The sequence below is a fragment of the Rhizobium sp. NXC24 genome (genome assembly GCF_002944315.1).
Classification (GTDB): Bacteria; Pseudomonadota; Alphaproteobacteria; order Rhizobiales; family Rhizobiaceae; genus Rhizobium.
The window spans coordinates 443514-457009 of record NZ_CP024313.1; the positions used below are offsets into that span (position 1 = coordinate 443514).

11 protein-coding genes and 1 pseudogene are annotated in these 13496 nt (G+C 58.6%); 7 read left to right on the forward strand and 5 right to left on the reverse strand.

Annotated elements, in window-relative coordinates; all coding sequences use genetic code 11:
• Positions 1–15: 15 nt before the first annotated feature.
• Positions 16–1842 (reverse strand): glutamine--fructose-6-phosphate transaminase (isomerizing), encoded by a 1827-nt coding sequence (gene glmS / locus NXC24_RS23835; RefSeq protein ID WP_104825887.1) that lies wholly within the window; start codon positions 1840–1842, stop codon positions 16–18.
• A 485-nt stretch (positions 1843–2327) separates the two neighbouring features.
• Between glmS and NXC24_RS23840 the strand changes: the two genes are divergently transcribed.
• Positions 2328–3044 (forward strand): hypothetical protein, encoded by a 717-nt coding sequence (locus tag NXC24_RS23840; RefSeq protein WP_104825888.1) that lies wholly within the window; start codon positions 2328–2330, stop codon positions 3042–3044.
• A gap of 150 nt (positions 3045–3194) precedes the next feature.
• On the opposite strand, the pseudogene NXC24_RS23845 reads toward NXC24_RS23840, so the two are convergent.
• The 4 genes and pseudogenes from NXC24_RS23845 to NXC24_RS23860 form a co-directional block, all read right to left on the reverse strand.
• Positions 3195–3648: pseudogene (locus NXC24_RS23845) on the reverse strand (Hsp20 family protein); the annotation flags it as partial.
• Positions 3649–3838: 190 nt separating this feature from the next.
• On the reverse strand, positions 3839–4108 hold the full coding sequence (locus NXC24_RS23850) for a hypothetical protein (protein ID WP_245464042.1): 270 nt from the start codon (positions 4106–4108) through the stop codon (positions 3839–3841).
• Positions 4109–4222: 114 nt separating this feature from the next.
• On the reverse strand, positions 4223–5308 hold the full coding sequence (locus NXC24_RS23855; protein ID WP_104825890.1) for a PHB depolymerase family esterase: 1086 nt from the start codon (positions 5306–5308) through the stop codon (positions 4223–4225).
• Positions 5309–5943: 635 nt separating this feature from the next.
• Entirely contained in the window at positions 5944–7020 is a 1077-nt protein-coding gene (locus NXC24_RS23860; RefSeq protein WP_199773601.1) for a type I restriction endonuclease, read from the reverse strand.
• A gap of 502 nt (positions 7021–7522) precedes the next feature.
• Between NXC24_RS23860 and pmtA the strand changes: the two genes are divergently transcribed.
• The 6 genes from pmtA to NXC24_RS23885 all read left to right on the forward strand — a co-directional run bounded on the left by pmtA (position 7523) and on the right by NXC24_RS23885 (position 13245).
• Positions 7523–8113, forward strand: coding sequence for a phospholipid N-methyltransferase PmtA (pmtA, locus tag NXC24_RS23865; protein ID WP_104825891.1), 591 nt, complete (start codon positions 7523–7525; stop codon positions 8111–8113).
• An 870-nt stretch (positions 8114–8983) separates the two neighbouring features.
• Positions 8984–9154, forward strand: coding sequence for a hypothetical protein (locus NXC24_RS35540; RefSeq protein WP_199773602.1), 171 nt, complete (start codon positions 8984–8986; stop codon positions 9152–9154).
• Between the two features lie 191 nt (positions 9155–9345).
• Positions 9346–10389, forward strand: a complete 1044-nt coding sequence (locus NXC24_RS23870) for a DUF3991 and toprim domain-containing protein (RefSeq protein WP_104825892.1) — start codon at positions 9346–9348, stop codon at positions 10387–10389.
• 74 nt (positions 10390–10463) lie between these two features.
• The gene (locus NXC24_RS23875) at positions 10464–10865 is read left to right on the forward strand and encodes a DUF1419 domain-containing protein (RefSeq protein ID WP_199773603.1); all 402 of its coding nucleotides are present in this window, start codon (positions 10464–10466) and stop codon (positions 10863–10865) included.
• A 572-nt stretch (positions 10866–11437) separates the two neighbouring features.
• Entirely contained in the window at positions 11438–12025 is a 588-nt protein-coding gene (locus NXC24_RS23880; protein WP_104825893.1) for a hypothetical protein, read from the forward strand.
• A gap of 296 nt (positions 12026–12321) precedes the next feature.
• Positions 12322–13245: a zincin-like metallopeptidase domain-containing protein gene (locus NXC24_RS23885; protein ID WP_199773604.1), complete on the forward strand. Its 924-nt coding sequence runs from the start codon at positions 12322–12324 to the stop codon at positions 13243–13245.
• The last annotated feature ends 251 nt before the right edge of the window (positions 13246–13496 follow it).

A 13496-nucleotide genomic window follows, 5' to 3' on the forward strand; every position in this document is an offset into this window, starting at 1 on the left:
TACGGAAACCACGGCCTATTCGACGGTGACTGATTTTGCCAGGTTGCGCGGCTGATCGACGTCAGTGCCCACAAACACGGCGGTATGATAGGCGAGCAATTGGACCGGCAGCGAGAAGATCATCGGCGCAATGATCTCGTCCACATCTGGAAGAACGATTGTTCGCATTGTGTCGAGCTTCAAGGCGCTAGCGCCCTTCTCATCGGTGATCAAGATGATCCGTCCGCCGCGGGCCGCAACCTCCTGCATGTTGGAAACGGTCTTATCGAAAAAGCGGTCGTGCGGTGCAGTCACGATAACCGGCATGTTCTCGTCGATGAGAGCGATCGGACCGTGTTTCAGTTCGCCGGCAGCATAACCTTGCGCGTGAATATAGGAAATCTCCTTTAGCTTCAGGGAGCCTTCCATCGCCAAAGGGAAACTGGTGCCTCGGCCAAGATAGAGCATGGCGCGGAACTTTGCCAATTCACGCGACAGAAGTTCGATGCTGGGTTGGATGCTGTCGAGCACCTGCCCCATGACGCGCGGCATCTCGGCAAGGCGGCCGACCAGTGTCTGTTCCTCCTTTTCCGTAAGGGTGCCACGCGCCCTGCCGGCGGCAACCGCGAGCGCAGCCAAAACGGTGAGTTGGCAGGTAAAGGCCTTCGTGGACGCAACGCCGATCTCCGGTCCGGCGAAGATCGGGAACACGGTGTCAGACTCCCGTGCTATCGTCGATTCGGGCGTGTTGACGACTGCACCGGTCTTCAGGCCGTGCTCCTTGCAGTAGCGTAGGCAAGCAAGTGTATCGGCCGTCTCGCCCGATTGTGAGATGAAGAGAGCTGCCACCTGCGGCGAGAACGGGATTTCGCGGTACCGAAATTCCGACGCGACATCGATTTCGACCGGCAGACGAGCGTAGTGCTCGAACCAGTATTTGCCGACTAGCCCAGCCAGGTACGCAGTGCCGCAGGCGGAGATCGCCAAGCTTTGCACGTTGGCGAAGACGGTGTCGCGCCAAACCGCGACCACCCGATTGTCGCGGAAGTTGATGTAATGGCTGAGGGTATCGGAGATGACCTCCGGCTGATCGTAAATTTCCTTCTCCATGAAATGGCGATAGTTGCCCTTGTCGATCATATGGGCCGCCGCCACCGAGATCTGCCGGGGTCGCGTGGTGACCTCGCCGTCGATATCGAAGATACGGACGCCAGTCTTATCGATGACCGCCCAATCGCCGTCCATCAGGTAAGTGATCTCGTTGGTGAAGGGCGCCAGCGCAATCGCGTCCGACCCGAGGAACATCTCGCCGCTTCCGTAACCGATCGCGAGCGGCGGACCATTGCGGGCAGCCATGATAGTCGAAGGGTCCTCCTCGAAGAGCAGAGCCAGCGCGTAAGCGCCTCGCACGCGCTTCAGCATCGCATGCATAGCTTCGCGCCGGCCCATGCCGTCCCGACGAAGTCTTGCCACGAGATGCGCGATGGCCTCCGTGTCGGTGTCGGTTTGGAACTCGGCGCCGGCCGCGGTTAGCTCATCTTTCAATTCGGCGAAATTCTCGATTATCCCATTGTGGACGACGGCAATACCGTCGCTAAAGTGCGGGTGGGCATTGCGTTCCGTCGGCGCGCCATGGGTTGCCCAGCGCGTATGGGCAATGCCGATTGTGCCCGCCAGAGGCTGTTCTTTCAGCTTTGCCTCAAGATTGAGGAGCTTGCCCTCACAGCGCAGGCGATGGAGCCTTCCACCGTCAATCGTCGCAAGGCCTGCCGAATCGTAGCCGCGATATTCAAGGCGTTTCAATGCGCCTATCAGACGGTTCGACACCGGACGATGGCCGACAATACCCACAATCCCGCACATACATTCTCCGCGTTTTCGCATATCGGCCACAACGCACTCACGTAGTCCGTCAGTCTGGAGTGCGACAAGCTACAATCACTCGCCATGACAGCTTTCATTTCGTCAGAACTCCGTCGCAAAACCGTCGTGGTGTCGCGCTAAGTCAAATTCAGCGCTTTCTAACGGCACTCGACTTATTGGGAAAATCGATTCTTTGGATCACACCCATTTACGTCCTGGATTGGCGCGTGGGGTTTTCAAGCTGGCATGATGGGTGTCGCCTCAGACATAAACCGGCCGGTTCCCCGAGGCAGGAGTAACACCCGTCATGATGCGCTCAGCAGCCACCATCGGTGCCAGAAATCTACGGAAACCCCGAACGCGGGACGGAAGGTCCGCTCACGCAGCCTTCTAGAAAGTCCCCTTCGAGCGTTCTTGTGGGAAAGCCTACCTGGCCATAAATATCGATCTCGACTCATCAACCTCGCCACAAAGGATAACTTTTCGTGTCAATTTGCTGTTGGAAGTTTATACGGGTTGTCGCATTTGCACCCGCTGCTGCGATTATGCTGACGGCGCATAACACATCGGCGCAGGAATCGTTCACCACGGTCCAATGGCCAAACACGCCAACGGCCCGGATCGAGGCACTTGCGATTCTCCAGACCTTGAATGCAAATCTCCTGAGTAATGCTAGCGCCACATTGACGCTCGATCGCTGGTGTGCCGGACACAATCTGGCACCACAAGGTTCTAAGATCGTTGCACAGCGGGTACGCGGGCGAGACAAGCCCGTCGATGGCCGCATCCGAGAACTTCTTGCAGTCGGCCCCGACGAGCCCATCGCCTACCGACATGTCCGTCTCGTTTGCGGCAATCGCGTCCTTTCTGAGGCCGACAATTGGTATGTTCCGGGGAGGCTAACAATGGAGATGAATAAAGCGTTGAATACGAGCGACGTCGCCTTTGGCAGAGCCGTCCAATCTCTTAATTTCACGCGCACAAATCTGGCTTCCAACTTGCTGTGGTCCCCTCTTCCAGAAGGATGGGACGTGCAAAAGGAGCTACCGACAGCCGCAACGGGATCTCTTATATTACCGCCCTTTCTTCTCGAACACCATGCAGTGCTGAAGCTTCAGGACGGTACTCCGTTCAGTGCACTGGTCGAAAGCTATACGAGCAACGTATTGGACTTCCCGGCTCCATCTCTGCTTGCCCATTAAGTGCCCATCGGCGCTACGACTACAGCGAGGGCCTAGGGGACTTTCGATCGCGGCCGTAAGAGCCTCGCCGTTGCCAAGCTCATCGGGTCCGTTTGTCCCCGGGGGCTTGCAATGGTCGGTACTTGTAAGCAGGTGCGCATCACGCGGGCCCGCTTTGGCGCCTTCAATCTGCTTTGAAGCGGCTTTCGCACTCTCGGCTGGGGTGGCTCCGACGCGGTTTCATCTCCTCAGGTATTTCCTTCTTGAGATTGATGAGCAGTAGCTCGTTTTCGAGCTTTGCGCCTTCGACGATCACGTGATCAGCCAGCTCAAATCTGCGCACAAACGACTTTGCGGGAAGGCCCTGATGCAGATACTGTGCTTCGTCGCCCTCCGACTTCGCGCCGTTCACCACAAGCGTGTTCGCCTCGTGGCTAATCGTCAGTTCGTTTTCGGCAAAGCCTGCCACTGCGACCGCGATGCGATACGCGTCCTCGCCGAGTTTTAGGATGTTGTAAGGCGGCCAGTTGTCAGCGTTAAGGCTGGCATTTTCGAGAAGACCGGCCATGCGGTCGAAGCCGATGCTTGACCTATTGAAAGGGGTAACGTCGAGGTTTGCTCTCACAGCTACATCCTCCACTGAGCAACATAGATACGAGGGAACGCTAAAAAGCTCCGCGCCCTCTGACTCAGCCGACCCTTTTGGCGTCGACAATAGACGAAATGGGTATCTAATGAGACAGCGTCAATAGGGCTGGCAACACTTTCCGAGCGGGGGCGCCTAAAATAATTGTTAAAAGTCATATATTTAGCATCTACGAGATCGAGCGCTTAAGAATGCCACCATCTTTTCGAATCTGCAAAAAATCAAAAACCGAGATAGGTTGACGCGATGTCGAATGGATTGCAGTTGGCGCGCCATTTTCATTCGGATGCTGCGCGTAAAAACCTACAAAAACCTCTCTGTCCATGCGCACAAGGTCGCCGCGTTCGATCTCTCGCACGATGGAAATCTGAAGTGAAATTCCTTTCCGACGCTCGGGAGAAGATGCCGTAGGGCGTCGAATTCTCGCCAATGTGGACAAGATTCGCTCGGCCCCAGGGTGCAAGGCGGTTATGGTGCCCGCGTGCGACAACACTCGGCCCACTCAATCGGAACGGATGTCGTCAGGCGACAAATGTGTCTTGGCGCTTCGCCGTCAGGAGGCGCCCAGAGCAGCGATCATCTTCATAATGGCGTCCATTTGGACGGCACCCTTGATCGCATAGTTGCTACCTGTAAAGCCCCACCAGTCCCAACAACCCCGGGGATTATACGGCCTGCGGAGTGACTTATTGACTTGCGGGTACAGCACTACGATATCGTTTGTATCCGCCCAGTTATTCAGATAAAGCTTGGTATACCAATCGTCTCCGATCGATTGCTGCGATTGGCGGCAGCCATGGATGGAGACATGCAGTTTGCAGGTGGCCCCAGGCCTGGCACAGCTGTCGGGGATAAAGACATGCCCCACATCCGCCATGCTCGACACCGGGTTGGCGGCCCCGTAGAGTTTCTGGTCGAACGTCCTCAACTTCCCAGTTGGTTTGGCCGCCGGCTGGTGAAGGTTGCCATAGATGAACTGCAAAATCGCGCCAGCCTGGTCGTAATTGTTGTCGTTGGCAATATTTGGAGAATCGTTCGGACATTCGTTGATGTACGGCGTTGCGTTGGCCGGGCACAAATTCCCGAAGACCTTTGAAACGAACGAGTGACCGGCAGGGTAATTGCTGACATAGGCGAGGTTTGAATCGGGAACACGGGCCAATTTGAAAAACTGGACGCCAGCATCGACGGCACTTTGCTTGACGATCGTATCGGCAGTACCGCTGAAAATGTAAATCTTCTTCGATTCAAGGTTGGAAAGTGGGTCGATGGCGCCGATCCTCGAAGACATTTCCGCCGCAGCGAACAACATCGCAGGATTGGGAGGAACGCGCGGCACTTGGCCCATGCAGATACCCGTATAGGTGAGATTGCCCATAGCGCAAAAATAAGGTCCACCAGCGACAATGCCTGCTCCCATGAAACTTGATGAATACGCGACCTGCAACTGCGAGGCCATGAATGCTCCCGATGATAGGCCCGACACCGAGACGGCGTTGCGATCAATCTTCAGTCTTGGCAGTGCTTGGGTTTGGGCCACCCCGGTCAGCAGCAGCAGGCTGAAACTTGCGGTGACAATTCGTTTAACTAGGTTACGAAACCTGGTCTTCTTCCAATCCAGAACAATCTTTGCGCTCATACACTCATACCCCTTTGCAGTAATGGCTTTGGTCGCGTCCCTAAATTTGCGAGCAGATTGTCAGAGGAGGCTTTTCGTGCCGCTTGCGGTTTCACCGCCACTCGTCCCACCACGGCTGATGTCATACAAATGCCGTGCCAAACAAAAATGGGGGTCGATTGAAATCTTAGGGTATGGCTCCTCGTCCGATGCGCGGCACCTTCGACGACAATTTTGTGTCTCGCTCGCTTTTGGAGATGTGACGAATCGATTGGTTCGTTGCCAGCCCGATCGGGGCGCGGTCAAGGATCACTGTGTGCTTTAACTGTAATGGAACTCCCGAGAATATGGCAAGACTGGTATTTCTTTCGAATTATGCCGGTTTGAATCCGTAGGTTCCCGATCCGTACTGCCCAGGGTAATAAAGTCACTATTCGAAAGGTCTCATCGGCATTGGTGATTTTGGGCTACTCCGCCATCCTAGACAGCAAGCTCCTGTAGGCAACGGCGTTAGCGCTCGACAACTGTGACCGGTCGACTGGCTGCCGCCGCCAGCCTAGCCTTTTGAGAGTCCTGGTAGCCGGCTTTTAAGACGACCTAGCGGGCCGAGGTTTGAGCAATTACTGTTCAATCCCTCGGCCCGCCGTATTGCTCCGTTATTCCGCTGCTACCTTAGCAGCTTCAGCGGCATACTTTTGGGCCGTCGCCCTCAGCCGGTTGGTGTATTCGTAGATTTGGTCGAGCGTATCGACGATTAAGCGCTCTTCGTTTTCCCCGTCGAAAAGCCCGATGTACTTGACTGCCCTGTTGAAGTGGAGTCGCGCCAACGGTTTGCGATTGTTGTTGTCGATGAGTATCGCGCAGTAGGACTTAGCGTCTCGCATGACCACGCGCTTGGCGCTGATGGTTTCGCGAACGATCGCTTTTACTATCATGTAGCCTTCTACTTCCTCTTCGGTCGTTATGACCTCAGGGTCTTCGGCGACGGGGGCATCAATTTTCTCGATGACCTCCTGCGTCTCCGCAAGAGCGTTCGACAACCGGCTCTTCACCGTATCCATGATCACTTCGCGAAAGGCGGTTCGGACGACGCCTGTCAGCATTTCCCGTACGGGAGCCGTTATCCTGCCCTCGTAGACATCGTGCGAGACCATTTTTACGAATTCCTCGCTCGGCTCCTCAATAAGCTTAGAAATGACCTGCTTTATACCCGAAGTGTACTTGAGACGCTCTGCGGTGGCCAAAATGTTCGAGACGTCGAAAGTGGCCTTCTCGAACTTGCGCAGCTCGGACAAAATGCCCGACTGGACGTCGCTAATGTCGAAAACCAGGAATGGTCGAGCATCGAGCTTGTTCGGCGCTTCAAGGTCGGTGTAGAAATTGAAGGTCCGGCCATTTGTGAGGATCGCGAACTTGGCATCCGTGACACTGAAGTAGCGATAGAGCTGGTCGAGGTGCTTGCGCTCCAACGCCACGGAAATCGGTTTGCATTCGATCAGGATTCTGATCTGATTGTCGAGCTTGATCGCATAGTCAACCTTCTCGCCCTTCTTCCCCACAGCGTCTGCGGTGAACTCCGGCACGACTTCTGACGGGTCAAAGACGTCGTAGCCTAGAGCCCGCAGGAACGGGAGAACGACCGCAGTCTTCACCGCTTCCTCCGTCGCCATAGTACTGGAATGCGACTTGACACGCTCCGCAATTGCACGAAGACTTTCTTCAATCGAACTCATGTTCCCTCCCACGACGGTTGCTTAAAATCCCGCCTGTCCGCAACTTATCGCAGATTATTAGATAAGTCTTTAGCAACCACAGTGATATTTTAGTGCGCCCGCGAAACTGCGCCTCGGTAAGAAGACCGGCCCTGGGCCGTTGCAGGATCGTATGTCTGCAGCACCGTTGTAGTGTTGAAAAAAAACCCGCTCATTAATCTCTTTGTTTGCCACTGGGAGGATCGTTGAAGATACATTGCCGACGTTGGCGCGGACATGGCGATCAGCGACCATCAAGAGCCTGCCCGATGGGATTGGAGCGTTTCGTGGGCTAGCCATTGCGGACTCTTCACCAGGGAGGCAACCAAGGGCGTGGCTGGGTAGTGAATTGTGCTCGCCGCGAGTTCTTTTATGAGCAAATGCGATAATCGAGCGGAAAATGCCGCCACGGGCTTGCATTTGTCGCATTTAGACGGTGTTTGTCGCTCCCGTGATTCAGTTCGAGTGTCGAAGCGGAGGCAAGATGGGCGTGCGGCAGCGGATGGGGTTGAAGTTCAAGGATGAGATCGTGTTCCTGAAGGGCTGGAAGCGCGACCGCACATCGGTAGGCGCCATAACGCCCACTTCCGTTGCGACGGCAAGGAAGATGGCAAGCGTTATCGATCCTTTCTCTGGCTTTCCTGTCTTGGAACTAGGTCCGGGAACCGGCGTGATCACCAAACAGATCCTGGCGCGCGGCGTTCGGCCCAAGGAGCTCTTGTCCATCGAGTATTCGCCCGAATTCTGTCGACATCTTCAGCAGGAGTTTCCCGAGGTCGACGTTCGATGTGGAGACGCTTTCGCGCTGGATGTCGTTCTGGGCGCTGAGCGAGGTGCAAAGTTCGACTGCGTCATCTCCGCTGTGCCTCTCCTTCATTTGCCGCCTTCAAAGCGATTGTCGCTGATCCTCGATCTTCTCGAACGGATGCCAACAGGGAGGCCCGTCGTTCAAATCACCTATGGCTTGCTCTCTCCAGTCATCGCGCTTCCCGCCGGGTACGAGGTCCGGCATCTGGCTTTCATGATGCGCAACATTCCGCCGGCACAACTTTGGACGTACCGAAAGATGAGATGACCTCGGTCATCTCATAAATATTGACCGAAAGTCTCGATCGCTGGGCTGATAACGAACGCGATCGCTTTGGAAAGCGCTAGGCGGCTTTCGAGACGCGCTCTGCCCTTCGTTCGACCAGGGCCAAGAGACGTGGCCGAACAGCTCGAAGATCGAGACCACGCGGCGGCCAAGAATGTCCGTCTCCACCTGATCGCGGAAGATCGCGGCCGGCAGTCACACCACGCCGGGCGGTTTCCTCAATGTCATTCACGCTGATCGTGAAAATGGCGCTGACTTCCCCGGCGCTTTCGGAAAAAGGCGCCGCCGTAAGAGGGGTGTTGCTCGCGTCGGGGACTGGATCCAGCGACTGCAACGGGCATTTCGCCAAAGCGCATGGCAAAGCCCTCCAAAGCGGCATCCACATTGCAAGAGCTGACCCGTAGGGCACCAAGCGGCCTCATAGAGGTCGGCAGCCTACTTTCCCGGCCATGCTCAACGGACGAAGAGATTTCGATGCTGATGTCGTCGGCAATCTCAATCCTCTCTCATCAGGGGAAACACCGAGTTCGAATATGCCAGAAGCCGGTCGATTGATGGCATCGCGCAGGCAGGCGGCCGATGAGCCCGCCCGGCATTCGAGATCGCAGGCGGTAGGTCGTAACCTGGTCGATGCAGCCGAGCGTCGCCGCGTGACGCACTCTCTAACCAGTCCAATCCCGCTTTCTGTTGATGGCGTCCTGGCCCGGTTCCAGATCTTCCACGATCAACCCGCAAGGGGTCCGCTAGGCAAGCTGCGGCCGCTTCCGCTTCGCGTCGCGGTGATCGCCCCCCGCCCCGGCCTTCTGAGGAGCCATCGAGCGGGAATTGGCCCGCTCCGAAGGAGCCTCTCACATGTCGCACGATCTCACTCTCGCCCAGTCCCACTCTTTCCAGCTCTCTCGCGACCTGATGGTCCCCGTCACCCTGTTTTCCGTGGACGGCGAATACGGCGTCCTGCCGTCCGACGAAATCGACGCCGATGACGATCTTGAGATCGTCCATGAATTCATGCCTTGGCATTGAGCCCGGCGGCATGGCCTGCGGCGTGCCCCTTGCGAGCGGCAGGCCGCAAGGGAGGCTTCGCCGCGGCGGACCTTGCATGATTCACCAAATTGCCAGCCGCGCCCTTGCGGCCTTTGCTCTTCGCGGCCGCGAAAGCGGCAGATGGTTGGAACTGACGAGCAGGAGGCGATCGCTTCGCGATCGGAAGGAAAATGGAGAGAAGAGAGATAGAAGCGCTGCGCGATGCCGTAAGCTGCGCCGCGGTGCTGGAACAGGCCGGATTTGCCATTGACGCCAAGGAAAGCACCCGTCGCGCGGTGAAGTTTCGACGCAGCGCTGGAATCATCATCGTCACGCATGAAGGGCGCGGATGGTTCGACCCGCTCAGCGAGGCGAAGGGCGATGTCTTCGGGCTCGTCGATCACCTTGATCGCTGTGACTTTCTCGAGGCCGTCGAAAAGGTTGCGGGTTTGGTGGGCTTCGAAATCTCCGCACCCGAATGGCAATCGCGAAGCCCCGTCAACAAATCTGACCTTTCCCTTTCCGATCGCTGGCGGGCACGCCGCCGCCCGTGGCCAGGCTCGTCGACATGGCGTTATCTGCACGACGATCGCTGCCTTCCGACATCCCTGCTCCACGCGGCGATCAAACGCGACCTCCTTCGCGAAGGCCCGCAGGGCAGCTTATGGGCCGCTCATACGAACCATACCGGCGACATTACGGGCTGGGAGGCGCGCGGCCCGCAATATCGCGGATTTGCGAACGGGGGAGCGAAGGTCCTGTTCCGCCTCGGCCCTGACGCTTCAATGCGCCTGGCTGTGACGGAAGCCGCCATCGATGCCATGAGCCTGGCGGCAATCGAGGGGTTGCGTGATGGCACGCTCTATCTCAGCACAGGCGGCGGCTGGTCTCCTACCACGGCCGCAGCCCTTGGGGCGCTTGCCTCACGTCGCGACGTTCAGCTTGTCGCCGCCACCGACGCCAATCCTCAAGGAGACATGTTTGCCGAGCGATTGCGGGCGCTTGCAAATGAGGCCGGCTGCGACTGGATGCGGCTCCGCCCACCGCAAGAGGATTGGAACGAGGCTTTGAAGGTTCGCGTGAAGCAGCGGAATGAGAACAGGAACAGGGAGGCTGGAAGAAAAGAGGAAGAGGCGTGCCGCAAGCGCGCCGGCCGCGTCAAGGGAGGCTTCGCCCGGCTTGAGCCGGCCCTGGACCCGGCCAGCCGCGATGTCGGTGGCAGGAAAGGGTCATGAAGGGCTGAAGAGGATGGCAGGGTCAAGAGGACTGCGCCGCGCTTCGGCCTGAAAACCGCGCAAGGGAGCCGCAGATGACCTCTTCAATCCGCAAGGTGTTTCAGGGCATCGCAACCCGTCAGCAGATGTTCCGCATGTTCGACCGCCATGCCCAGCGACCGGATCGTTCGGATGGTGACGCATCGCCGCTACGCTGGCGAATGGTTCGAGATCGCCGAGGCCGAGCAGATTACATGTTCGAGTTCCTGCCGCCGCTCTGGATCCGCGGTTCGCTGTTCGCGATGCGGGAATTCCTGACCGGCCGGGTGACGTCAGTGTTCTTCGCGCTGCGTATCGATGAGGCGATCCGGTACTTCCACGGTTACTGCAACCTCTCCGAAAAGGCCTCCGTCGACACCATGCGTGTCGCCATTATGGCCAGGGAAGCAGAGCCGGCTGCCCGGCCAAAGACGCGTGTTGCCCGTTGTCGCCGTTAAGTATTGCCGCCCCTGCCGGCGGAGCAGCAAGCGGTGCTTCAGGCTTATGCCGCCAGGCATGGCCGCCGGTGGAAATCGACCTCAACAACGCCCGGATGGGGGGCCGCCGCATGATGACGGCGGTCTGCTTCGCGGCCTTCGCAACTCGCACGGTCCGAGCTGGCTGCAATCCTACCGGCTGCCTAAGCCGGCCAAGCGGTAGGCCGAGCGGTCATGTCCAGTGCGTGGGGAAGACGGAGTTTGCGGGGGGGGCCTCTCGTTTCGTTTCAAGGACGTCATCTTCCGCTCCACGCCGGATTGCCCTTCGGTTTTGCTGCGGTCTGAACCGGCGTCCGTGCGCTTCAAGCCCGCTATCGCGCCGCGGCGCGGCCGGACCCCGCCGTCCTTCTCGGAGCAGGTTCGCGTGCTTCATCGAGGGCAGCTTGCCCTCTTCGCACGCAAACCGGCTCCGCTCGTCCAGGTGGGGCCGGACCCTGAAGCGCCCGTCTTTCCGCCGGTTCGGGGTGACCGCACCAAAGGGCAAGCCGGCATGGGGCCGGCACGACTTCGGAAGACCTCGAAAGGAAACGATCATGGCCAAGCCCGTAACCTCATCTCGCCAATCCGCCCGCGTCGTGCAGCTGCGCAAGGGTGCCACCATCGAGATGGTCCGGCTGACATGCCCCGACACCAGCCAGGCGCTGAAGATCGCCGAGAGTTTCGGCACCGCGGTCATCGACAGCGATGGCATCCGCGACCTGCACGAACGGCTGGTCATCGAAACCGCCGATGCGCTCGCCGATGGGCTTGGCGACAAGGCCATGCATATCCACCTGCAGCGGATCGTCGGCGCCTACGTCGGCTCGGCCCACGGCGCCGGCCAGTTCTACAGTCGCGCGGTCACCGAGGCCCGCGATGCCACCGCCAAGGCCGCCAACGATGCCCGTGACGAGGACCTGGACGGCCCCGTTGGCTATGACAGCGCCGCCCAGCGCAAACGGGAATTCGCCGCCGACATGGGCATACAGGCCCATTCGCTCAGGATGGCGGCCGAAGGCGCCGTCGCCGCCTATGCCCAGGTGATCGGCGAGACCTGGAAACCGTTCGACCGCCCCGTCGAACAGCCGGGCCACTCGCTCAATCGCAAGGCTGCCGAAGCGCAGATCTCCGCCTTCGACTAGCCACTCCGGAGCTCCGGCCCCGCCTTTTCCACTAACTCCAGTCGGCCGGTTCCAGGGCGGGGCCGGCCTGTTGTCGTTTCCCCAACCCGGCCAGCAGGGAAAAGGAATGAAGCCGATGGCACGCCCGTCGCGGCCCGTTCCTTCGGCGGGTCTGCAGGAGCCGCCTACGGACGCAACGGCTTCGCCGTCCTCCACTTCGTTGCGGCTGTTCCGGTGCATCCGTCGGCTGACCTGCTCCTGCTTTCGCCCTCCGCAACGGGCCGCGACGAGCGCGACCTTGAAACGGAGGTTTGGATATGAGCAACACAGAAAATCGGCGGGTCGATCTCTACAGCCGTATCACCGACAAGATCATCGAAGACCTGGCGAAGGGCGTGCGGCCGTGGATGAAACCATGGAATTCGGCGAACACGGCAGGCCGCATTACCCGGCCGCTGCGTTACAATGGGCAACCCTATTCTGGCGTCAACGTGCTGCTTTTATGGTCGGAGGGTGTCGCACGGGGTTATACGTCATCCAGATGGATGACGTTCAAGCAGTCCCTCGAACTGGGCGCCGCAGTCCGTAAAGGCGAGACGGGCACGACCGTCGTATTCGCCAGTCGTTTCACCAAGTCCGACACCGACGCGAGCGGCGGCGAGGTCGAGCGGGAAATCCCTTTCTTAAAGGCGTATAGCGTATTCAACGTCGAACAGATCGAGGGACTTCCCGAGCAGTACCATCACCGGCTGGTGCCGGTTGTCGATCCGGTCGATCGCGTCGGGCATGCGGATCAGTTCTTCCGCAATACCGATGCTTTAATTCGCCACGGCGGCAACCATGCCTTCTTCTCGCCGGGCGCCGATCTCATTCAGATGCCACCATTTGAGAACTTCAAGGATGCGGCAAGCTACTACGCGACCTTGAGTCATGAAGTCGTGCATTGGACGGCGCCGGCGCACCGCCTCGGTCGCGACCTCAGCCGCTATGCCAAAGACAAATCCAAGCGAGCCCGCGAGGAATTGATTGCGGAGCTCGGCAGTTGCTTCCTGTGCGCCGACCTCGGGATTGTTCCCGAGCTCGAGCCCCGCCCCGGTCACGCGTCCTACCTCAACTCCTGGCTCAAGCTCCTGACCGACGACAGACGGGCGATCTTCCAGGCGGCGGCGCATGCGCAACGGGCCGTAACGTTCCTGCATTCGCTGCAACCCGACGCAGCCGACGAGCGCCTTGATGCATGAAGACTTGTCAGCGCCGGTCGTTGGCCTCGCTAGCGGCCGGCAACTCTCGGCCTTCGGTCGCGGTCGGCGTGTCACGATCAGCAATAAGGTCCAGTTTGCACCAGATCAAGGTGCTGCGGTCGATCGGTTGAGCTTCCGGGACGGCTGATTTCGACGGTAAATGCCTTTGTCTGCTGACGCAGAGATCCTCCAGGCGACGATTCGCGCGCACGACGATAGTCCGAAGAACGGCGAACGCAACGCCCTTGTTC